This window comes from Streptomyces sp. NPDC031670, assembly GCF_055580545.1.
The window spans coordinates 18,368-39,616 of record NZ_JBVILC010000016.1 but is presented as its reverse complement, the minus strand read 5'-3'; the positions used below and the strand labels follow the sequence as shown (position 1 = coordinate 39,616).

22 protein-coding genes are annotated in these 21,249 nt (G+C 71.7%); 13 read left to right on the top strand and 9 right to left on the bottom strand.

Features of this window, described 5'->3' with window-relative positions; translation table 11 throughout:
• Positions 1-96 precede the first annotated feature (96 nt).
• From ACZ5ID_RS26660 to ACZ5ID_RS26615, 10 genes are all read left to right on the top strand, one after another.
• The gene (locus ACZ5ID_RS26660; RefSeq protein WP_406555526.1) at positions 97-996 is read left to right on the top strand and encodes a Rossmann-like and DUF2520 domain-containing protein; all 900 of its coding nucleotides are present in this window, start codon (positions 97-99) and stop codon (positions 994-996) included.
• On the top strand, positions 993-1,979 hold the full coding sequence (panC, locus tag ACZ5ID_RS26655) for a pantoate--beta-alanine ligase (RefSeq protein ID WP_468902739.1): 987 nt from the start codon (positions 993-995) through the stop codon (positions 1,977-1,979). The genes ACZ5ID_RS26660 and panC overlap by 4 nt, the downstream gene beginning before the upstream one ends.
• A complete protein-coding gene (locus ACZ5ID_RS26650) occupies positions 1,976-3,706 on the top strand; it encodes an L-aspartate oxidase (protein ID WP_468902736.1) in 1,731 nt (576 codons plus the stop codon). The genes panC and ACZ5ID_RS26650 overlap by 4 nt, the downstream gene beginning before the upstream one ends.
• A gap of 2 nt (positions 3,707-3,708) precedes the next feature.
• On the top strand, positions 3,709-4,719 hold the full coding sequence (nadC, locus tag ACZ5ID_RS26645) for a carboxylating nicotinate-nucleotide diphosphorylase (protein WP_468902734.1): 1,011 nt from the start codon (positions 3,709-3,711) through the stop codon (positions 4,717-4,719).
• 3 nt (positions 4,720-4,722) lie between these two features.
• On the top strand, positions 4,723-5,529 hold the full coding sequence (locus tag ACZ5ID_RS26640) for a type III pantothenate kinase (protein ID WP_406555530.1): 807 nt from the start codon (positions 4,723-4,725) through the stop codon (positions 5,527-5,529).
• A 143-nt stretch (positions 5,530-5,672) separates the two neighbouring features.
• A complete protein-coding gene (locus ACZ5ID_RS26635) occupies positions 5,673-6,251 on the top strand; it encodes a hypothetical protein (protein ID WP_468902731.1) in 579 nt (192 codons plus the stop codon).
• Positions 6,252-6,265: 14 nt separating this feature from the next.
• Positions 6,266-6,445, top strand: coding sequence for a hypothetical protein (locus ACZ5ID_RS26630; protein WP_468902729.1), 180 nt, complete (start codon positions 6,266-6,268; stop codon positions 6,443-6,445).
• Between the two features lie 197 nt (positions 6,446-6,642).
• The gene (locus tag ACZ5ID_RS26625; protein WP_468902726.1) at positions 6,643-7,164 is read left to right on the top strand and encodes a BlaI/MecI/CopY family transcriptional regulator; all 522 of its coding nucleotides are present in this window, start codon (positions 6,643-6,645) and stop codon (positions 7,162-7,164) included.
• A 9-nt stretch (positions 7,165-7,173) separates the two neighbouring features.
• Positions 7,174-7,695 carry an amino-acid N-acetyltransferase gene (locus ACZ5ID_RS26620; protein ID WP_406557022.1) on the top strand — a complete coding sequence of 174 codons (522 nt, stop codon included), beginning with the start codon at positions 7,174-7,176 and terminating at the stop codon, positions 7,693-7,695.
• A gap of 153 nt (positions 7,696-7,848) precedes the next feature.
• Complete coding sequence (locus ACZ5ID_RS26615; protein ID WP_358832509.1) at positions 7,849-8,184, top strand: histone-like nucleoid-structuring protein Lsr2; 336 nt, start codon at positions 7,849-7,851, stop codon at positions 8,182-8,184.
• On the opposite strand, the gene ACZ5ID_RS26610 is transcribed toward ACZ5ID_RS26615, so the two are convergent.
• Complete coding sequence (locus tag ACZ5ID_RS26610; protein WP_468902721.1) at positions 8,163-8,864, bottom strand: SCO3374 family protein; 702 nt, start codon at positions 8,862-8,864, stop codon at positions 8,163-8,165. The two genes, ACZ5ID_RS26615 and ACZ5ID_RS26610, sit on opposite strands and share 22 nt — an antisense overlap.
• Positions 8,865-9,314: 450 nt before the next feature.
• Between ACZ5ID_RS26610 and ACZ5ID_RS26605 the strand changes: the two genes are divergently transcribed.
• Positions 9,315-11,840 (top strand): ATP-dependent Clp protease ATP-binding subunit, encoded by a 2,526-nt coding sequence (locus ACZ5ID_RS26605; RefSeq protein WP_358832511.1) that lies wholly within the window; start codon positions 9,315-9,317, stop codon positions 11,838-11,840.
• Between the two features lie 125 nt (positions 11,841-11,965).
• Here the strand turns inward: ACZ5ID_RS26605 and ACZ5ID_RS26600 are convergent, their stop codons facing one another.
• The gene (locus ACZ5ID_RS26600; protein ID WP_468902718.1) at positions 11,966-12,289 is read right to left on the bottom strand and encodes a hypothetical protein; all 324 of its coding nucleotides are present in this window, start codon (positions 12,287-12,289) and stop codon (positions 11,966-11,968) included.
• A gap of 511 nt (positions 12,290-12,800) precedes the next feature.
• Between ACZ5ID_RS26600 and ACZ5ID_RS26595 the strand changes: the two genes are divergently transcribed.
• On the top strand, positions 12,801-13,460 hold the full coding sequence (locus tag ACZ5ID_RS26595; protein ID WP_468902715.1) for a M23 family metallopeptidase: 660 nt from the start codon (positions 12,801-12,803) through the stop codon (positions 13,458-13,460).
• Here ACZ5ID_RS26595 and ACZ5ID_RS26590 read toward each other — a convergent pair.
• Positions 13,450-14,022, bottom strand: a complete 573-nt coding sequence (locus ACZ5ID_RS26590) for a TetR/AcrR family transcriptional regulator (RefSeq protein WP_468902713.1) — start codon at positions 14,020-14,022, stop codon at positions 13,450-13,452. The two genes, ACZ5ID_RS26595 and ACZ5ID_RS26590, sit on opposite strands and share 11 nt — an antisense overlap.
• 107 nt (positions 14,023-14,129) lie before the next feature.
• Between ACZ5ID_RS26590 and ACZ5ID_RS26585 the strand changes: the two genes are divergently transcribed.
• The gene (locus tag ACZ5ID_RS26585) at positions 14,130-15,758 is read left to right on the top strand and encodes an MDR family MFS transporter (protein ID WP_468902709.1); all 1,629 of its coding nucleotides are present in this window, start codon (positions 14,130-14,132) and stop codon (positions 15,756-15,758) included.
• A 119-nt stretch (positions 15,759-15,877) separates the two neighbouring features.
• On the opposite strand, the gene cseC is transcribed toward ACZ5ID_RS26585, so the two are convergent.
• The 6 genes from cseC to ACZ5ID_RS26555 all read right to left on the bottom strand — a co-directional run bounded on the left by cseC (position 15,878) and on the right by ACZ5ID_RS26555 (position 21,187).
• Positions 15,878-17,194 carry a two-component system sensor histidine kinase CseC gene (cseC, locus tag ACZ5ID_RS26580; protein ID WP_468902705.1) on the bottom strand — a complete coding sequence of 439 codons (1,317 nt, stop codon included), beginning with the start codon at positions 17,192-17,194 and terminating at the stop codon, positions 15,878-15,880.
• A 23-nt stretch (positions 17,195-17,217) separates the two neighbouring features.
• Complete coding sequence (gene cseB, locus ACZ5ID_RS26575; RefSeq protein WP_468902702.1) at positions 17,218-17,922, bottom strand: two-component system response regulator CseB; 705 nt, start codon at positions 17,920-17,922, stop codon at positions 17,218-17,220.
• A gap of 92 nt (positions 17,923-18,014) precedes the next feature.
• Positions 18,015-18,614, bottom strand: a complete 600-nt coding sequence (locus ACZ5ID_RS26570) for a hypothetical protein (RefSeq protein WP_468902699.1) — start codon at positions 18,612-18,614, stop codon at positions 18,015-18,017.
• 41 nt (positions 18,615-18,655) lie between these two features.
• Complete coding sequence (locus ACZ5ID_RS26565; RefSeq protein WP_468902696.1) at positions 18,656-19,264, bottom strand: SigE family RNA polymerase sigma factor; 609 nt, start codon at positions 19,262-19,264, stop codon at positions 18,656-18,658.
• 344 nt (positions 19,265-19,608) lie between these two features.
• Complete coding sequence (locus tag ACZ5ID_RS26560; protein ID WP_406556120.1) at positions 19,609-20,520, bottom strand: HhH-GPD family protein; 912 nt, start codon at positions 20,518-20,520, stop codon at positions 19,609-19,611.
• 52 nt (positions 20,521-20,572) lie between these two features.
• Positions 20,573-21,187, bottom strand: a complete 615-nt coding sequence (locus ACZ5ID_RS26555) for a phosphatase PAP2 family protein (protein WP_468902692.1) — start codon at positions 21,185-21,187, stop codon at positions 20,573-20,575.
• Between the last annotated feature and the right edge of the window lie 62 nt (positions 21,188-21,249).

Sequence of the window (21,249 nt, the reverse complement as noted above, 5' to 3'; positions counted from 1 at the left end):
CTGTGGACAGTCACGGGGTCGGCGGAAACCTGGGCGTAGCATGACGGGGAAATCGTCCGGTACCCCTCGCGGACTGGAACGGAAGGCCCCCACCGCGTGAACGCACAACCAGAGACCCGCCCAGCCCGCCTCACCGTCGGCGTCGTCGGTGCCGGCCGGGTCGGCCCCGCCCTCGCCGCCTCGCTGAAGCTCGCCGGGCACCGCCCGGTGGCCGTCTCCGGCGTGTCCGACGCCTCGGTGCGCCGCGCCGCCGCCCTGCTGCCGGACGTGCCGCTGGTGCCGCCCGCCGAGGTGCTGGCCGCCGCCGACCTGGTCCTGCTCACCGTCCCCGACGACGCCCTGCCGGGCCTGGTGGAGGGGCTCGCCGAGACCGGCGCCGTCCGCCCCGGCCAGCTCCTCGTGCACACCTCCGGGCGGTACGGGACGGCCGTGCTGGCGCCCGCCACGCGCGCGGGGGCGCTGCCACTGGCCCTGCACCCCGCGATGACGTTCACCGGGACCGGCGTCGACGTCCAGCGCCTGGCCGGCTGCTCGTTCGGCGTCACCGCGCCCGAGGAGCTGCGGCTCGCCGCGGAGGCCCTGGTCATCGAGATGGGCGGCGAGCCGGAGTGGATCGAGGAGCAGAACCGTCCGCTCTACCACGCGGCCCTCGCCCTCGGCGCCAACCACCTCGTCACCCTGGTGGCCCAGTCCATGGAGCTGCTGGGCCTGGCCGGTGTCGGCGCCCCCGACCGGATGCTCGGCCCGCTCCTGGGCGCCGCCCTCGACAACGCGCTGCGCTCCGGCGACGCGGCCCTGACCGGCCCCGTCGCGCGCGGCGACGCGGGCACGGTCGCGGCGCACATCGCCGAGCTGCGCGAGCACGCCCCCGGCGCCGTCGCCGGATACCTCGCCATGGCCCGTACGACCGCCGACCGGGCGCTCGCCCACGGCCTGCTGAAGCCCGAGCTCGCCGAGGACCTGCTGGGCGTGCTCGCGGACGGAGAGAACCGATGACCCTTCTGGTCCGCACCGCCGCCGAGCTGGCCGCCCTGGAGCGCACCGGCCGCCGTGCCGTCGTCATGACCATGGGCGCCCTGCACGAGGGGCACGCCACGCTGGTGCGCACCGCGCGCGAGAGCGTCGGCCCCGGCGGCCAGGTCGTCGTCACCGTCTTCGTGAACCCGCTGCAGTTCGGCGCGGGCGAGGACCTCGACCGCTACCCGCGCACCCTGGACGCCGACATCGAACTGGCCGGGCGGTCCGGCGCCGACGCCGTGTTCGCGCCCTCCGTGGACGAGGTCTACCCCGGCGGCGAGCCGCAGGTGCGCGTCACCGCGGGCCCCATGGGTGAGCGCCTCGAAGGCGCCTCCCGCCCGGGCCACTTCGACGGCATGCTCACCGTCGTCGCCAAGCTGCTCCACCTCACCGCCCCCGACCTCGCGCTGTTCGGGCAGAAGGACGCCCAGCAGCTGGCGCTGATCCGGCGCATGGCCCGGGACCTGAACTTCCCCGTGGAGATCGCCGGCGTGCCCACCGTGCGCGAGGCCGACGGGCTCGCCCTCTCCAGCCGCAACCGCTACCTCTCGCCGCAGGACCGCACCACCGCGCTCGCGCTCTCGCGCGCGCTGTTCGCGGCCCGCGACCGGCTGACGGCCGAGCACGCGCTCCACGCGCGCGCCGCCGCCACCCACGCCTCCTCCGGGCGCTCCCTGGCGCTGTCCCGGCTCGGCGAGGCCCGCGCCGCCGCCGACGCGTACGCGGTGGAGGCGGCAGGTCCGTCCCCCGCCGTGGTGCGCGCCGCCGCCCAGAGCGTCCTGGACGAGGCCGCGAAGGCCGATCCGCCGCTGGCCCTGGACTACCTGGCGCTGGTCGACCCGTCGACGTTCGACGAGGCCGGCGACGGCTTCACCGGTGAGGCGGTCCTCGCGGTCGCCGCGCGCGTCGGCACCACCCGCCTGATCGACAACATCCCGCTGAACTTCGGAGCCCCCGTATGACCAGGACCACCGCCGATCCGGCCCGGACCGGTATACGGCTGGACGCGCCCGCGCCGGGCTGGGCCATCGACGCGGACGTCGTGGTCGTCGGCTCGGGCGTGGCGGGCCTCACCGCGGCCCTGCGCTGCACCGCCGCCGGGCTCGCCACCGTGGTGGTGACCAAGGCGCGGCTGGACGACGGCTCGACGCGCTGGGCGCAGGGCGGCATCGCGGCGGCCCTCGGCGAGGGCGACACCCCCGAACAGCACCTGGACGACACGCTGGTGGCGGGCGCGGGCCTGTGCGACGAGGCCGCGGTGCGCACCCTGGTCACCGAGGGCCCGGACGCGGTGCGTCGGCTGATCGCCACCGGCGCCCACTTCGACACCGACGACTCCGGCGCCATCTCGCTGACCCGCGAGGGCGGCCACCACCGCCGCCGCATCGCCCACGCGGGCGGCGACGCCACGGGCGCGGAGATCTCGCGCGCGCTGGTCGGGGCCGTCCGCGAGCGCGCCGTGCGCACCATCGAGAACGCGCTCGTCCTGGACCTCCTGCGCGACGAGGAGGGCCGCACCGCGGGCATCACCCTGCACGTCATGGGCGAGGGCCAGCACGACGGCGTGGGAGCCGTCCACGCCCCCGCCGTGGTGCTCGCCACTGGCGGCATGGGCCAGGTCTTCTCCGCCACCACCAACCCGGCGGTCTCCACCGGCGACGGCGTCGCCCTGGCGCTGCGGGCCGGCGCCGAGATCTCCGACCTTGAGTTCGTCCAGTTCCACCCGACCGTGCTCTTCCTCGGCGCCGACTCCGAGGGCCAGCAGCCGCTGGTCTCCGAGGCGGTCCGGGGAGAGGGCGCCCACCTCGTCGACGCCTCGGGCACCCGCTTCATGCTGGGGCAGCACGAGCTGGCCGAGCTGGCCCCGCGCGACATCGTCGCCAAGGCCATCACCCGCCGGATGCTGGACCAGGGCACCGAGCACATGTACCTGGACGCGCGGCACTTCGGCGCCCGGATGTGGGAGCAGCGCTTCCCCACCATCCTCGCCGCCTGCCGCGCCCACGGCATCGACCCGGTCACCGAGCCGGTCCCGGTCGCCCCGGCCGCCCACTACGCCTCCGGAGGCGTCCGTACCGACCTGCACGGCCGCACCACGGTCCCGGGGCTCTACGCGTGCGGAGAGGTCGCCTGCACCGGCGTCCACGGCGCCAACCGGCTCGCCTCCAACTCCCTCCTCGAAGGCCTGGTGTTCGCCGAGCGCATCGCCGCCGACATCGCGGTCGGCGGCCCCGCGCGCGTGGACAGCGCCGCCCGGGGCGCCGAGGCCGGGGAGGACGCGCCCGTCTGCCCGCTGCTCGCCCCCGAGGCCCGTATCCAGATCCAGCGGATCATGACCAGCGGCGCGGGCGTGCTGCGCTCCGCCGACAGCCTCGCCGAGGCCGCAGCCCGCCTGGAGACCATCCGCTCCGACGCCGACGGGCCCGACGCCCGCAAGGCCGCCGAGCCCGGTGTGGAGGCGTGGGAGACCACCAACCTGCTGCTGGTCGCGCGCGTACTGGTCGCGGCGGCGGCAGCCCGCGAGGAGACCCGCGGCTGCCACTGGCGCGAGGACCGGCCCGACCGGGACGACGCGGACTGGCGCCGCCACCTCGTCGTCCGGGTGACCCCGGACCGTACGCTCGACGTCCGCCGTACCGATTCCGCAGACTTCCCCCCGACAGTCGCCGACGCCCCCAGGGAGCCGTAACCGTGAGCACCCCCGACGAACACCGTCCCGAGCCGGTGGACGTACCGCTGATCCAGATCGGCGTCCCCGCGAGCGGAGGCGGCTGCGGCGACGACTGCGGCTGCGGCGACGAGGACGTGTACGAGTGCGGCCTGGACCCCTCGCTGGCCGCGCTGCTGGCCGAGTCGGGCCTGGACCCCGTCCAGGTCGAGGACATCGCGCACGTCGCCATCGAGGAGGACCTGGACGGCGGCGTGGACGTGACGACCGCGGCGACCGTCCCCGAGGACGCCGTCGCCACCGGCGACTTCACCGCGCGCGAGGCCGGTACGGTCGCGGGCCTGCGGGTCGCCGAGGCGATCCTGTCGATCGTGTGCACCGAGGAGTTCGAGGTCGAGCGGCACGTCGCGGACGGCGACCGGGTCGAGGCGGGCCAGAAGCTGCTGAGCGTCACCACGCGCACCCGCGACCTGCTCACCGGTGAGCGCAGCGCGCTGAACATCCTGTGCCGCCTGTCCGGCATCGCCACCGCCACGCGCGCGTGGGCGGACGCCCTGGAGGGCACGCGCGCGAAGGTGCGCGACACCCGCAAGACGACGCCGGGGCTGCGCGCCCTGGAGAAGTACGCGGTGCGCTGCGGCGGCGGCGTCAACCACCGGATGTCGCTGTCCGACGCGGCGCTGGTCAAGGACAACCACGTGGTGGCCGCGGGCGGCGTCGCCCAGGCGTTCAAGGCCGTACGGGAGATGTTCCCGGAGGTGCCGATCGAGGTCGAGGTCGACACGCTCGACCAGGTCGGGGAGGTCCTGGAGGCGGGCGCGGACCTGATCCTGCTGGACAACTTCACCCCGCAGGAGACCGCCCGGGCCGTCGAACTCGTCGCCGGACGCGCCTTCCTGGAGTCCTCCGGCCGCCTCACGCTTCAGAACGCGGCGGCGTACGCGGCGACCGGCGTCGACTACCTGGCCGTCGGCGCGCTCACCCACTCCTCCCCGATCCTCGACATCGGCCTCGATCTGCGCGAGGCGGAGTAACCGATGCTGCTGACGATCGACGTAGGCAACACGCACACGGTCCTCGGCCTGTTCGACGGCGAGGAGGTCGTCGAGCACTGGCGCATCTCCACCGATCCCCGGCGCACCGCCGACGAGATGGCGGTCCTGCTCAACGGCCTCATGGGTATGCACCCGTTGCTCGGGGCGGAGCTGGGCGACAACATCGAGGGCATCGCGATCTGCTCGACGGTGCCGTCGGTGCTGCACGAGCTGCGCGAGGTGACCCGCCGGTACTACGGCGACGTCCCGGCGGTCCTGGTCGAGCCCGGCATCAAGACCGGGGTGCCGATCCTGATGGACAACCCCAAGGAGGTCGGCGCGGACCGCATCATCAACGCGGTCGCGGCGGTCGAGCTGTACGGGGGCCCGGCGATCGTCGTCGACTTCGGCACCGCGACGACGTTCGACGCGGTCAGCGCGCGCGGGGAGTACGCGGGCGGGGTGATCGCGCCCGGTATCGAGATCTCCGTCGAGGCGCTCGGCGTCAAGGGCGCACAGCTCCGCAAGATCGAACTGGCCCGGCCGCGGGCGGTGATCGGCAAGAACACGGTCGAGGCGATGCAGGCGGGGATCGTGTACGGGTTCGCCGGGCAGGTCGACGGGGTCGTGACCCGGATGGCCCGCGAGCTGGTGGGGCCCGGCGGGGACCCCGCCGACGTGACGGTGATCGCGACGGGGGGGCTGGCGCCGATGGTGCTGGGGGAGGCGCACGTGATCGACGAGCATGAGCCGTGGCTGACGTTGATCGGGTTGCGACTGGTGTACGAACGCAACATCGCACGCATGTAGCCCGCCCCGCCGGGGACGGCTTCGGGAAGGGACGGGGCGGGGCGGGGAAAAGACAACTCGCCCACAAACCCCCATTAAACGGATTTTGTCCCTTTCCGAAGTATTGTCGGTTCATGCCCACGCCTTACGGATCCCGCGGCGGAATGGCGTTCAGCGCAGACGAGCTGCGTGTGCTCCGACGCGCCCTCGCCGTCGCCCTCCACCCCGCCCCCCTCGCCGACACGGACGTCCAGGACTGCCTGCGGCTAGCCGGCTCCGTGGACGAGGCCGTACGCGAGGCGAACCGGCTGCGCGCCTTTCTGCTGGCCGATCTCGCCCGCTACCGCACCGCCCTGCCCGGCTCCGCCCCCGGCTATCTGGAGCTGCTCCAGGACGCCCTGGCGGCCGGATACGACCCCGCGCCGGACGACCTCGCCGCGCTGCGCGCACTGCGCGCCCTGCCGGTGGCGGCGGCGCTGCTCGAACGGTGCCGCCGGCTCGCCGAGCACTCCGTACGGGCACGGCTCGCCGCAGTGACCCCCGGACCCCGCACCCGGCTCCTCGCCCTGCCCGGCGGCCGGGCCGCCGACGCGGACCCCAAGCCCCGGCCCGCCCCCCAGTCGGAGCCCGTACGGCCGCAGCCCAAGCCGCCGCGCCCCGAGCGGCCCATCCCGACGCCGGGTGAGGTGTTCCCGCCGCGCCGCAAGCCGCTGCCCCCGCCCGCCGCCCGCGCCGCCGGGTAGCTACTCTGGACGCCATGGACTACGTTTCCGCGCTCGTTCCCCCCGTGGTGATGGCCGTCTTCTTCATCGGGCTCATCGTGACGATCGTCAAGAGCCAGGGCGGCCCCAACAAGGGCAAGGAGGACGCGGCCGTGGACGCCGCGCTCGCCCGCGCCGAGGCGGCCCGGCAGCGGCCGACCACCGGCCAGGTCTGACAGCGGCGGCGCCGGTCCGGCCCGACGGCACCGCCCCACGAAGTACGGCGCGCTTCACCGCGTCAAGGGCGCGCGACCCCTTATCGGGGGCGCGCGCCCTTTTTGCTGTTCACCACCGTAAATAACCAGCCATTCGGGACATCTCCCACTATGGTGCAGATGTGCCTCGCCAATTGGGAGAGCTGGAAGACGCCGTCATGACGCGTGTCTGGCAGTGGAACCGTCCGGTGACCGTCCGGGAAGTCCTGGAAGACCTTCAGCAGGAACGGTCCATCGCGTACACGACCGTGATGACCGTAATGGACAATCTCCATCAGAAGGGCTGGGTGCGCCGGGAAGTCGACGGCCGTGCCTATCGATATACCGCGGTCTCCACCCGCGCCGCCTACGCCGCCGCACTGATGAACGAAGCGTGGTCGCAGAGCGACAACCCCGCCGCCGCACTGGTCGCCTTCTTCGGCATGATGTCGCCCGAGCAGCGCGAGTCGCTGCGCGATGCCGTACGGATGGTCGGACCGCCCGAGGACTCCCCGGATCCGGCCGATCCGGCGGAACCGGCAGATCTGCCCCGGGACCGGGAAGAGGACGCGGAAGGCGGCCCGGAAGACGGCCCGGAAGACGGGCGCGAACGCCGCCGGGAACGCGGCCCGGAACACGGCCCGCGAGAGGGCGTACAAGCCGCGGAACCCGATGGGACCGGAGACGGTCCGGGGCGATAGCGTCCGGTCATGTCTTATGCCCCCGCAAATGCCGTCACCGTCCGCCGGGCCAGGACCAGCGATGTCCCGGCGGTCCGCCGCCTTCTCGACGCCTACGTCGGCGCGGGCATCCTGCTCGACAAAGCGACCGTGACGCTTTACGAGGACATCCAGGAGTTCTGGGTCGCGGAACGCGACTCGGATGCCCGGGTGGTCGGCTGCGGCGCACTGCACGTGATGTGGGAAGACCTGGCCGAAGTGCGCACTCTCGCCGTGGACCGCGAGTTCAAGGGCGCCGGAGTGGGGCATCTGGTACTCGACAAGCTGCTCGGGACCGCCCGCTGGCTCGGCGTCCGCAAGGTTTTCTGCCTGACCTTCGAAGTGGAGTTCTTCGCGAAGCACGGCTTCACCGAGATCGGCGAGACTCCGGTCGACACAGATGTCTACAGCGAGCTGTTGCGCTCGTATGACGAGGGTGTCGCCGAGTTCCTGGGTCTCGAACGAGTGAAGCCGAACACCTTGGGCAACAGCCGGATGCTTCTGCACCTGTGATCGCGGGAACCGGCGGAACCCGGCAGAACCCTATGTCCGAATCGCGTACGTTTCCCGCTGTGCATGCTCCCTGAACCTCTGCCGGGGGTTTGTGTTTTCCAGGCAAAAGCGGTTTCCTTTCCGCGTACTGCATTTTCGATGAAAGGAAATCCGGTGGCACAGAAGGTTCAGGTCCTTCTTGTCGATGACCTCGACGGCGGCGAGGCGGACGAGACCGTGACGTTCGCGCTTGACGGCAAGACCTACGAGATCGACCTCACCACCGCCAACGCGGACAAGCTCCGGGGTCTGCTCGACCCGTACACCAAGAGCGGACGGCGCACCGGCGGCCGTGCCGCCGGCGGCCGGGGCAAGGCCCGCGGTGCCGCTCCGGCGGGCCAGGACACCGCCCAGATCCGCAAGTGGGCCAAGGAGCAGGGCTACAACGTGAACGACCGCGGACGCGTCCCGGCCGACATTCGCGAGGCCTACGAGAAGGCGAACGGCTGAGTTCCCGCGCAGCCCGATGTTCCCGCGTCACCCGGACTCTTCGCCTCGGCCCGGTACGGGGCGAGCGCGGAGCCGGTCACCGGCCGCGTGGGGAACAGGCGGGCCCGGTGGCACTCCGTCGCCGCCGCGTCCACCAGCCGGACGAGGTCGGGGGTGTCCCCTGGGCCCCCGCCGCCTTTCGGTCCGGCGAATCCGGTGAACGCCGGAAGGGTCGCTTCGACCTCGCACCCCGGCTCGGGAGGCCGCAGCCACACGGCGGTCTCCCGCGAGCCGTCCCGAGCGGGCGGGACGCTCCGGCCGGGCGGCGGGGGAGCGGTGATCCGGCCGTCGGCGCCGATGGCCGACAGATCGAGGCCGACCCCGCCCCACTCCAGCCAGTCGAGCAGCCCGGGCAGTTCCTCGGCGCTGCCGGCGGCCACCAGGAACCGCATCCGCCGTCCCGTCAGGGCGACCGGGCCGGTCCGTGCGAACCGCCCCAGCAGGGCGGCACCCGCGGGCGCCGGGAGGTCCAGCACGTCGAAGCGCAGCCCCGTCAGGAGTCGCACCGGCGGGCCCGCCACGACGGCCCAGCCGAGTTCGCGCTCGTACCACTGGGCGAGCGGGAGCCCCGGCGGGGTGCGCGGCGGGGGCACCTGCCGGGGCGGGGCCGGAAGCGCGGGGGAGGGCACGGTGAGGGCCATGACCGGAGCAACTCCTGAAACGGCCCGGAGTTACGCGGAGTTTCCGGACGGTTGCGTTCCGTAGCGGTGACGGGGGCGTACGGAAGCGTTCGGCGGCGCAAGTGTGTTCGCCCGTAGCTGAGGGAATCGGGGCGCGCCGCATGGACTGTCAGTCCCTGCGGGTAAGACATTCCTAGTGGGGAGGGGCGTGGAGCCCGCCGGGCCGTCTCGCGTTCGCCATCGGCGTAGTGGAGACAGGGGTATCTGCTTGGCCTGCGGGAACATCGTCTCGCACCATCGAGTTGGAGCAGTTGTCGACTGTTCGGCAGCAACTTTCCCCGCCTGGGCGGGGGTGATCGGGTCGGATGTCGGCAGTTGGAATGAGCTGTCCCGTCCCACGGGACTAGCATGCGGAAGGACAGGGAGGGGACCGACCCCTTACTGCCCGACCGCTCTGAGGAGCGATTAACGATGTTCGAGAGGTTCACCGACCGCGCGCGGCGGGTTGTCGTCCTGGCTCAGGAAGAAGCCCGGATGCTCAACCACAACTACATCGGCACCGAGCACATTCTCCTGGGCCTGATCCACGAGGGTGAGGGTGTCGCCGCTAAGGCCCTGGAGAGCCTCGGGATTTCTCTTGAGGCGGTCCGTCAGCAGGTGGAGGAGATCATCGGTCAGGGCCAGCAGGCCCCGTCCGGTCACATCCCCTTCACCCCGCGTGCCAAGAAGGTCCTGGAGCTGTCGCTCCGCGAGGCCCTCCAGCTCGGCCACAACTACATCGGCACCGAGCACATCCTGCTCGGCCTGATCCGCGAGGGCGAGGGCGTCGCCGCCCAGGTCCTCGTGAAGCTGGGCGCCGATCTCAACCGGGTGCGGCAGCAGGTCATCCAGCTGCTCTCCGGCTACCAGGGCAAGGAAGCCGCCACCGCGGGCGGCCCGGCCGAGGGCACGCCTTCGACCTCCCTCGTCCTCGACCAGTTCGGCCGGAACCTCACCCAGGCCGCTCGTGAGTCCAAGCTCGACCCGGTCATCGGGCGCGAGAAGGAGATCGAGCGGGTCATGCAGGTGCTGTCCCGCCGTACCAAGAACAACCCGGTGCTCATCGGCGAGCCCGGCGTCGGCAAGACCGCCGTCGTCGAGGGCCTGGCGCAGGCCATCGTCAAGGGCGAGGTGCCCGAGACCCTCAAGGACAAGCACCTCTACACCCTGGACCTGGGCGCGCTGGTCGCCGGCTCGCGCTACCGCGGTGACTTCGAGGAGCGCCTGAAGAAGGTCCTCAAGGAGATCCGCACCCGCGGCGACATCATCCTGTTCATCGACGAGCTCCACACCCTCGTGGGTGCCGGCGCCGCCGAGGGCGCCATCGACGCCGCCTCGATCCTGAAGCCGATGCTGGCCCGCGGTGAGCTCCAGACCATCGGTGCCACCACGCTCGACGAGTACCGCAAGCACCTGGAGAAGGACGCCGCCCTCGAGCGCCGCTTCCAGCCCATCCAGGTCGCCGAGCCGTCGCTGCCGCACACCATCGAGATCCTCAAGGGTCTGCGCGACCGGTACGAGGCGCACCACCGCGTGTCCATCACGGACGAGGCGCTGGTCCAGGCCGCCACCCTGGCCGACCGGTACATCTCGGACCGCTTCCTGCCGGACAAGGCGATCGACCTGATCGACGAGGCCGGTTCCCGGATGCGCATCCGCCGGATGACCGCGCCGCCGGACCTCCGCGAGTTCGACGAGAAGATCGCGGGCGTGCGCCGCGACAAGGAGTCGGCCATCGACTCCCAGGACTTCGAGAAGGCGGCCTCTCTCCGCGACAAGGAGAAGCAGCTGCTCGCCGCGAAGGCCAAGCGCGAGAAGGAGTGGAAGGCCGGCGACATGGACGTCGTCGCCGAGGTCGACGGCGAGCTCATCGCCGAGGTCCTCGCGACCGCGACCGGCATTCCCGTCTTCAAGCTGACGGAGGAGGAGTCCTCCCGTCTGCTGCGCATGGAGGACGAGCTGCACAAGCGCGTCATCGGCCAGAAGGACGCCATCAAGGCGCTCTCCCAGGCGATCCGGCGCACCCGTGCGGGCCTGAAGGACCCCAAGCGCCCCGGTGGCTCGTTCATCTTCGCCGGTCCGTCCGGTGTCGGTAAGACCGAGCTCTCCAAGACGCTCGCCGAATTCCTCTTCGGTGACGAGGACGCGCTGATCTCCCTCGACATGTCGGAGTTCAGCGAGAAGCACACGGTCTCGCGTCTCTTCGGCTCCCCGCCCGGATACGTGGGTTACGAAGAGGGCGGCCAGCTGACCGAGAAGGTCCGCCGCAAGCCCTTCTCCGTCGTCCTCTTCGACGAGGTCGAAAAGGCCCACCCGGACATCTTCAATTCCCTGCTCCAGATCCTGGAAGACGGTCGTCTGACCGACTCCCAGGGCCGGGTCGTCGACTTCAAGAACACGGTCATCATCATGACCACGAACCTCGGCACCCGGGACATCTCCAAGGGCTTCAACCTGGGCTTCGCGGCCCAGGGAGATGTGAAGACCGGCTACGAGCGGATGAAGGCCAAGGTCAACGAGGAGCTGAAGCAGCACTTCCGCCCCGAGTTCCTCAACCGTGTCGACGACACGGTGGTCTTCCACCAGCTCACCGAGGAAGACATCATCCAGATCGTCGACCTCATGGTCGCCAAGGTGGACGAGCGTCTGAAGGACCGCGACATGGGCATCGAGCTCAGCGCGGACGCGAAGTCGCTGCTGGCCAAGAAGGGCTACGACCCGATCATGGGCGCCCGGCCGCTGCGCCGGACGATCCAGCGCGAGATCGAGGACATCCTCTCCGAGAAGATCCTCTTCGGTGAGCTGCGCCCCGGTCACATCGTGGTCGTCGACACCGAGGGCGAGGGCGAGGCGAAGAGCTTCACCTTCCGCGGCGAGGAGAAGTCGGCGCTGCCCGACGTCCCGCCGATCGAGCAGGCGGCAGGCGGCGCCGGCCCGAACCTGAGCAAGGAGGCGTAGCCTCCAGGGGCTCGTCCCAAGGGGCTGCCCCGGCTGTACGGACGCGATGTCGTCCGTACGGGCCGGGGCAGCCCCTTTTCGTGCGTGGCGTTCACGGTGTCATGCGGTCCGACCGGCATGGCCGCTCAGGGCAGGGGCTTCCCGCCCACGAACACCTGGACGCCCTCGGGCAGCCGTTCCATGCCGAGCACGGGCCGCATGGCGAGGAAGTCGACATGGACGAGTGTCGGCGGGACCACGACCCGGCGCAGGTCGTACTGCTGCTGGGCCGCCCAGAGACTCAGGACGTGCAGGCGCGGAAAGAGGTCCGCGAGCCGGGTGAGGGCGCCTGGTGGCACATGGTCGGCCAGAACGAGCTGGAACACCGACGGGAGGGTGAGCGCGGGCGGGGCCATGGCCAGTGACGCCCCCGTCACCTGGAGGGTGCGCAGGCCGGGTATACGGGCCACCTCGGCCCACTCCTCCGCGCTCTCCGGGCTGCTCCACGGGCCCAGAGCCCGGTCAACGGTTTGTCCCGCAACCCCGACAGGTCGGTGAGCCGGTCGCAGTCGTTCACGCTCAGGTCGGTGAGCGGATGCGGGCCCGCGAGGAACGACAGGTCCTCCAGGACGGCGTTCTCGCTGATCTTCACTCGGGTCAGGGAGGCCTGAGCCGCGTAGGCGCCCAGGGGCCGCGCCGTGCGCCGCGCGCCTTCGGTCCCGGAAGGGAGGGACGCGGGTCACTTCGGGCAGTGCCCCGCGGTGACAAGCCGCACAGGCCCCGGGAGCCCTACTAGGGCCGGTAGCAGGCGATGGCCGCTGCCCCGGCCGCATTCCCGCGCTGATCGATACGGCTTTCGGTAGTAGATGGGCGGTTTGAGCGGTAACGGGGGTGCGGGTTACCAAGGTATGCAGCCCGGTGCGCCGCTCGTGTGCCGGGCCTGTTCCTGCCCCCAGTCGTCCATCCGGAGGATGTCCCCGCATGTCCCAGCGCCTCGCTTCCCGCACCCCCCGCCCGACCGTCCTGCGCCTGTGCGCCGCCGCCGTGGGCGCCGGCCTGGGAGTGACGGCCCTGCTGGGTGGCGGGACGGCCGTCGCGGCCGACACGGCGGGCTCCCCGGTCAGGGCCGGCGCCGCCGCGTCCGTCGCCGCGCAGGCCGACGTGCTGGCCAAAGCGGCCACGCAGGCCGCGCAGGCCAAGCAGGCGGCGGCGAAGAAGGCCGCCGGGTGGGTGGACCCGGTGGACACGTACAAGCTCAGCGCCACCTTCGGTACCGGCGGCTCGATGTGGGCGCACAAGCACTCCGGCCAGGACTTCGCCGTGCCGGTCGGGACCCCGGTCAAGGCCGTGCACACGGGCACCGTGGTCAAGGCGGGCCCGAACGGCGGCGGCGACGGCCCCGCGTACGGCAACGCCATCGTGATCCGGCACGCCGACAACACGTACTCCCAGTACGCGCATCTGTCGCGGATCGACGTCCGTATCGGGCAGACGATCTCCACCGACCAGCGGATCGCCCTCTCCGGCAACACCGGCAACACCAGTGGCCCGCACCTGCACTTCGAGATCCGCACGACCCCGAACTACGGCTCGGCCGTGAACCCGGTCTCCTTCCTGCGCACCGCGGGCGTCAAGGTCTGACGGACCCGCCCCCGCCGTGGGCCTGCGTCACCAGATCGATGGCGACCTCGAGGATGGCCTTGCGCCTCTCCTCGGGGTCGCCTTCGAGGTCCTTGAGGGCGTGCATGCCCACGTGCATGGAGAAGAGCGCGGTGAAGCAGCGGATCTGGTCGGTGAGGGGGGCGCCCGGGTCCTTGAGCAGCTCGACCATCGCCAGGACGCGGTCCTTGAAGTTCTCCCCGATGGACAGCTCGCGGACGGTGGCCTGGTTCTCCTGCATGAAGCGGAAGAGGGGGGCGGCGGCGGTCAGGGTGTCGCTGTATCGCCGCAGGATCTCGATCTTCGATTCCAAGGTCTGCGGCTGCGTACGCCCCCATTCCAGCAGCTCGTCCATCGGCCCGGTGAGATCCTGGAAGAGGCTCACCAGGATGTCTTCCTTGGTTTTGAAGTGGTAGTAGAGAGCCGCCTTGGTGACGTCCAGCCGCTCCGCGATCTCGCGCAGCGAGGTCTTCTCGTACCCCTGCTCGCCGAAGAGCTCCAGGGCCACATCCTGGATGCGCTGGCGGGTGTTGCCTCTGGCCATCGAGCTCTCCTGAAAACTTACTTGACGCCCGGCTAGTAGGGGGTCTACTTTCCCCAGTGTAGTAACTAGCCGGGCGGCAAGTAAGTGTGGGGCAGGGAGTGGGAGAGATGGCACAACAGATTCAGCCGGAGGCCGACGGGGCCGCGGCTCCAGAGACGGGACCCAAGCAGCGCAGCGTCCGCGTGGTCCTGCTGGCCCTGATGATCGCGATGCTCCTCGCGATGCTCGACAACATGATCGTGGGCACCGCGATGCCCACCATCGTCGGTGACCTGGGCGGGATGGCCCATCTGTCCTGGGTGGTCACCGCCTACACCCTGGCCACCGCCGCCTCCACGCCCATCTGGGGCAAGCTCGGCGACATGTACGGGCGCAAGGGCGCCTTCCTCAGCTCCATAGTCGTCTTCCTCGCGGGCTCCGCGCTCAGCGGCATGGCCCAGGACATGGGCCAGCTGATCGGCTTCCGGGCGATCCAGGGCCTGGGCGCGGGCGGTCTGATCGTCGGCGTCATGGCGATCATCGGTGAGCTGATCCCGCCCCGGGAGCGGGGCAAGTACCAGGGCATGATGGCCGGCGTCATGGGCATCGCCATGATCGGCGGCCCGCTGGTCGGCGGCTCCATCACCGACCACCTCGGCTGGCGCTGGTCCTTCTACATCAACCTGCCGCTCGGCGCGGTCGCCCTCACGATGGTCACCGCCGTCCTGCACCTGCCGAAGAAGAAGTCCAAGCCGAAGATCGACTACCTCGGTACGGTGCTGCTGACCATCGGCATCACCGCGATCGTGCTGGTCACCACCTGGGGCGGGACGGAGTACGCCTGGGGTTCGGCCCGGATCATGGAGCTGATCGCGCTCGGGGTGGCGTCCCTGGTCGGCTTCTTCTTCGTGGAGACGAAGGCGGCCGAGCCGATAGTGCCGCTGCACATCTTCCGCAGTCGCAACTTCTCGCTGATGGCGACGATCGCCTTCATCACCGGCTTCGTGATGTTCGGCGCGGTCCTCTTCCTGCCGCTCTACCAGCAGTCCGTGCAGGGCGCGTCCGCGACGAACTCGGGTCTGCTGCTGCTTCCGATGCTGCTGTCGATGACCGTGGTGTCGCTCTTCGCGGGCCGTGTGACGACCTCGACCGGCCGCTACAAGGCGTTCCCGATCGTCGGCAGCCTCCTGATGGTGGCGGGCCTGTACCTGCTGTCCACCATGGACACCGGCACCACCCGCCTCACCTCCGGCCTCTACATGGCGGTGCTCGGCGCGGGCATGGGCTGCCTGCTCCAGATCACCATGCTGGTGGCGCAGAACAGCGTCGAGATGAGGGACATCGGCGTCGGCTCCTCGACGAGCACGCTGGCCCGTACGCTCGGCTCGTCCTTCGGCGTGGCCATCATGGGCGCGCTCTTCAACAGCCGGGTCCAGGACGAGATGTCGGCCCGCGGCGGGGCCGGGGTCACCGAGCGGTCCGCCCAGCTCGACGCGGCCAGCCTGGCGAAGCTGCCGGTTCCGCTTCGCGAGGCGTACCAGCACGCGGTGTCCTCCGGGACGCACGGGGCATTCGTCCTCGGCGCGGCCGTGGCCCTCGGGGCGGTGCTGGCCTCGCTGTTCGTGAAGGAGGTGCCGCTGCGCGGGGCGGGCCCGGACGCGGCTGCCAAGCCCGCGCAGGTGCCGGCCGAGGCCGACGGGCCGGCTTCGGCCGAGGCGGGTGCGGCGGTGGAGCCGACCGTACGCGAGCGGGTCTGACCCGCGCCCCTGACGTACCGAAGGCCCCCGGAGCGTGTGCTGCTCCGGGGGCCTTCGGGTCGCGCGGGGGCGTATCCGCGTGGCCGCCCCCGCGCGGGGGCGGGCGGAACCACCCGGCACTACACCTGCGGCGGCAGCACCGGGAAGCTTCCCGTCGCCGTCGGGGCGTGTTCCGGGAGCCACAGCACCGCGATGGCGCCCCCCGCCGAGCGGGGTCCGCCCCCGGCCCCCTCCGGTGCCGCGTTGCGGAACGTCAGCCGTGCCCCCAGGACCCGCGCCTGCCCCGCGGCGATCGTCAGACCCAGGCCGTGCCCGTGCCCCGCCCGGTCACTGCTGCCGGTACGGAACCGGCTCGGCCCCTCCCGCAGCAGGGCCTCCGGGAACCCGGGCCCGTGGTCGCGGACCCGCACCACCCGGCCCTCCACCGTGACCTCCACCGGTCCGCGCCCGTGCTTCGCCGCGTTCCCCAGCAGATTCCCCAGGATGCGCTCCAGCCGCCGGGGATCGGTGTTGACCCACGACTCGTGGACGACCCGGACCGTCACATCGGGGTCCAGCAGCGCGACCCGGCGGCTCACGAACTCGCCCAGCGCGATCTCCTGGAGCTCCGCCCGCTCCGAGGCGCTGTCCAGCCGCGCCACCTCCAGCACGTCCTCCACCAGCGTCCGCATCGCCTGGGCCCGGTTGCGTACCAGCTCGGTCGGCCGGCCGGGCGGCAGCAGCTCGGCGGCCGTGAGCAGCCCCGTCACCGGCGTACGCAGTTCGTGCGCGATGTCCGCGGTCACCCGGCGCTCGGCCTCCAGGCGCTCCTGGAGGGCGTCGGTCAGCGCGTCCACCGCGCGGGCCAGCTCGTCCGTCTCGTCCCGTACGACCCCGCCGATGGCGTCCCGCACCCGGACGTCCGTGTGCCCCTCGGCCACCTTCGTCGCAGCCGCCGCCGCCTTGCGCAGCCGCCGCGAGATCTGGCCGCCGATGAGGATGCCGAGCGCGCACCCGCCGAACACGACCGCGACCGAGCCGATGACCAGCGCCCGGTCGAGGTCGGAGATGACGTTGGAGCTGCGGTCGGTGAACGTGCTGTGCAGCGACAGGACGTCACCGTTGCCCACCGGTACGGCCGCCCAGATGTCCGGCACCCCGCTCCTGGGCTCCTGCACGGACGTGGCCTTGCGCCCCCGGTCCGTCTTGGCCTTCAGATCGGCCGGCAGCGCCGGGTCGTTGAGCTTCGCGCCGAACCGGGTCTGCTTGCTCGTCTCGTAGATGCGCTGTGCGAACAGCACCCGGTCGAGCTGGAGGTCGCGCGCGTTGTCGAGCATCGAGACCCGCGCCGCGTTGTGCACGACGAGGCTGAGCGCCATCACGGTCAGCGCCCCGACGGCGGTGATGGCGATACTGATCTTCCAGCGGACGCCGGTCCGCAGAGCGGGCCGCCTCACTCGCCCCTCACGCCTTCTGCCCCTCACGCCTTCAGTTTGTAGCCGAAGCCACGCACGGTCTCGATCCGGTCCTGTCCGATCTTCGTACGCAGCCGCTGCACATGGACGTCCACCACCCGTGTGTCACCGCCCCACCCGTAGTCCCACACCCGCTCCAGGAGCTTGTCGCGGGAGAGCACGGTACCGGGCGCCGAGGAGAACTCCAGGAGCAGCCGCATCTCGGTCGGGGTGAGGGCGACGGTCTCACCGCCCTTGCGGACCTCCATGCCCTCGGTGTCGACCTCCAGGTCGCCGAAGGCGAGGAGCCCGCCGTCGACGTCCCGGTCCGTCTCCGCCGCGCCCGCTCCGGAGCCGCCCGCGTGCCCGAAGCGCCGCAGCACGGCGCGGATGCGGGCGACGAGCACGGCCCCGTCGAACGGCTTGGTCACGTAGTCGTCGGCACCGGCCTCCAGGCCGAGCACCACGTCGATCGAGTCCGCGCGCGCGGACAGCATGATCACCGGAACGGTCGACTCGTCGCGGATGCGGCGGCACAGGCTCACCCCGTCCAGCCCCGGCAGCATCACGTCCAGCAGGGCGATGTCGGGCTGGTCGGCGCGGAAGGCCTCCAGCCCGGAGAGCCCGTCGGGCATGGCGGTCACGGTGAAGCCGTCGCGCTCCAGCGCGAGCTGGGTGGCTTCACGGATGACGTCGTCGTCCTCGACGAACAGGACATGGGTCTCGGCCATCGTGCTGCTCTCAGTTCCTCGACTTGCGCTTGCGCTGGTGCTGTTGCCTGAAGGTGCGGACGGTCAAACCCAACCACACCGGGCCGCCCGGGTCAGGGCGAGGCCGGCACCGGCGCCTCGGTCCCCTCGTCGTTGCCGACGGCCTTGCTGAAGTCGTTCTCCACCTGATCGTGCTTGGCGAACTTCGTACCCGCCCAGCGGTAGGTCGTCACGATCTCACTGGAGGCGAAGGCCGGCTTGTCGCCCTTGGCGTACATCTGCCGGGTGACCACCAGGTCGCCCCGGTCGATCTCCGCGTAGACGGGCGCCTCCTCGGAGGTGAAGACATTGGCGTACGAGGAGCCCTCCTCGCGGTACACATAGGTGCCCAGCCCCACCGCGTCCCCGCAGGTCATCACGTTGACCACGACGTCCTGTCCGGCGGCGCCGGTGATGTGGCCGTAGGTGACGTCGATCGGGTACTCGTCCTTCACACAGGGCTTCAGGTCCGCCTTCACGCGCTCACTGACCTTGGGGTCGGCCTTGAGCAGCCGTGCGGCGTTGACCTTCTTGAAGGGCGCCTCGGACGTGGCCTTGGGCGTCGGGGAGGCATGGCTGACCTTGTCGGTGCGGGCCTCGCCCTCGTCGCGCGTGCCGGTGCCCCCCGTGGAGCAGCCCGCCGCGAGCAGGCCGAAGGCGGCGAGCCCGGCCATCGCCGTGGTTCCCGCCGCCAGTACGCCCCCTGTGCCTCTGCCTAGGCCGCGCACCGCTCCCGCCCCTTTTCGTCGCGCTCGTTGCGACCGACCCGGCGGTCGGCCTGACGGCCCACCCGGCCGACACGTCCATCAGCGTTGCCCAGAGCGTGGAAGTCAAGCTCGCGGCTCTCCAGCTCCTGGCGGAGCCGGGCCAGCGCCCGGTGCAGCGTGCTCTTGACGGTACCCGCCGACATCCCGAGGGCCGCGGCGGTCTCCTCCGTGCTCATCTGCTCCCAGTGTCGCAGCACCACGACGCTGCGCTGCTTGGGCGCCAGGACCTTCAGCACGTCCATGAGGAGGGCGCGGTCCGCGCGCTGCTCGGAGCCGTCCTCGATGCGCGCGTCCGGCAGCTGCTCGGTGGGCACCTCCTCCAGCTTGCGGGCGCGCCACCACTCGGTCCGCGTGTTGATCATCACGCGGCGCAGATACGCGTCGGCGAGCGCCTTGTCGGCGATGCCGTCCCAGCGGCCGTAGGTACGGGCCAGGGCGGTCTGGAGCAGGTCCTGCGCGTCGACCGGGTCCGGAACGAGCCGCCGGGCGCTGCGCAGCAGGGCCTCCTGCCGGGTGCGTACGTACTCTTCGAACTCGAGCACCTCGCCGTGCGCCATACCCAACCGCCTCCGTCCCCGTGACTTTCCCGCCGGTCCCACTTGCCTGACTGAACCTACGGAGCCGTTGTCACGGGCCTGTGCGGAGCAGCCGTCGGGGGGCGCACGGTGAGCCATCGGTTGTGTAACAACGAAGGTTTGGGCGGTGTTTTCACGGGGTAGGCGCGTGTTCCCGCGGTGACGGAGCGCTATCCCGCAGCGTGTCGGACCCGGTCAACGGGCCCTGTTCGACCGGGAGTTCCCGCTGTGTGACGCTCCGTCGGGAGCGGGGCCCGGCGTTCGTCACGGGGGACCGGTGCGCGGATGTCGCGACCATCGGTCGACGGCCCCCGCTCCGGGCCGGATCAGGTCAGCGGCAGCCGGTACACGCCGTCCCCGAGCGGCTCCACGAGCCCGTCCGCGACCAGCCCGTCCAGCGCGCGGGCCCGCTGCACCGGCTCGTGCCACACCGCGTCCAGCGCCGCCTGCGGTACGGGATCCAGCGCCTCGCGCAGTACGGCGAGCAGCTTGCCGCGCACCTGCCGGTCGGTCCCGGCGTACGTCTGGCCGCGGCGCGGGGGACCGTCGTGCGCGGGCTTGCCGGCCAGGTGCCAGGCGCAGCTCGCGGCGATCGGGCAGCGCCCGCAGTCCTCGTTGCGGGCCGTGCACACCAGCGCGCCCAGCTCCATCGAGGCCGCCGCCCAGCGGGCCGCGCGCGCCTCGTCGTCGGGCAGCAGTGCGCGGGCCAGGCGCCGCTCGGCGGCGGTGGTGGCGGTCGGCGGGTACTGCACGCCCGTGACGGCCCGCGCGAAGACCCGGCGGACGTTGGTGTCCAGCACCGGATGGCGCTGTCCGTACGCGAAGGAGGCGACCGCGGCGGCCGTGTACTCGCCGATGCCGGGCAGGGCGAGCAGCTGGCCGTGGTCGCGCGGCACGTCACCGCCGTGCCGTTCCGTTATCGCCACCGCGGCCCCGTGCAGGCGCAGCGCGCGGCGCGGGTAGCCCAGCCGCCCCCAGGCGCGGACGGCCTCACCCGGGGCGTCGGCGGCCAGGTCGGCGGGGCGCGGCCAGCGGGCCAGCCACTGCTCGTACACCGGGAGCACCCGGCTCACGGGCGTCTGCTGGAGCATGAACTCGCTGACCATCACACCCCAGGCGCCGGCCTCCGGGCGGCGCCAGGGCAGATCGCGCGCGTGCTGGTCGAACCACCCGAGGACGGGGGTGTGGAGGGCGTCGGGGGAGACCGTGTCGGGGTCGGTCGTCGGCATCGTCGTCATGGCACCCCCGATCCTGGCACGGAACGGGGGTGCGAGGGGTACGGCGGGCCGCTCAGCGGCGGGCGTGCAGCGGAGCGCCCGGTCCGGACAGCCATCCGGCGGCGCCGTTGCCGCTCGCCCGCATCGACTCGACGAGGGAGCGCACCGGGCGCGTACCGGCCTTGGCGAAGAGGACCGCGACGGCCGTGCCGAGCAGCAGGCCGACCGCCACGTCGTGCGGGTAGTGCACGCCGACGTACACCCGCGAGAAGGCCATCGCCAGCGCCATCGGCACCGTCAGCGCCCAGATGCGCGGCCAGGCCAGCGCGAGCGCGACGGCCGCGCCGCCCGCGATGGTGGCGTGGTTGGACGGGAACGACCAGTCGCCGTTGACCGGGCAGGTGATCAGGGAGGTGGCGGCGCCCCTGACCGCGCGGCACGGGCGCTCCTCGACCACCAGCGACTTGATCACCTCGCTGGAGACATAGGCGACGGCGGTCGCCAGCGGGGCGAGCAGCGCCAGTGCCATCGTCGTGGAATCCGCCCGGCGCGCCCGCCACCAGCAGGCGACGAACAGCACGCCGAACAGGAGCAGCCCCACCTCCGTCCAGAGCTCGACGAAGTGCTGCATCCACGAGGGCGTGTCGTGGGCGAAGTCGGTGATGTCGCGGTAGAGATCGCTATCCATGGTGACGGACAGTATGGAACATCGACCTCCGGAATGATGATCCGGAAAAGTTGCGGGGGCGA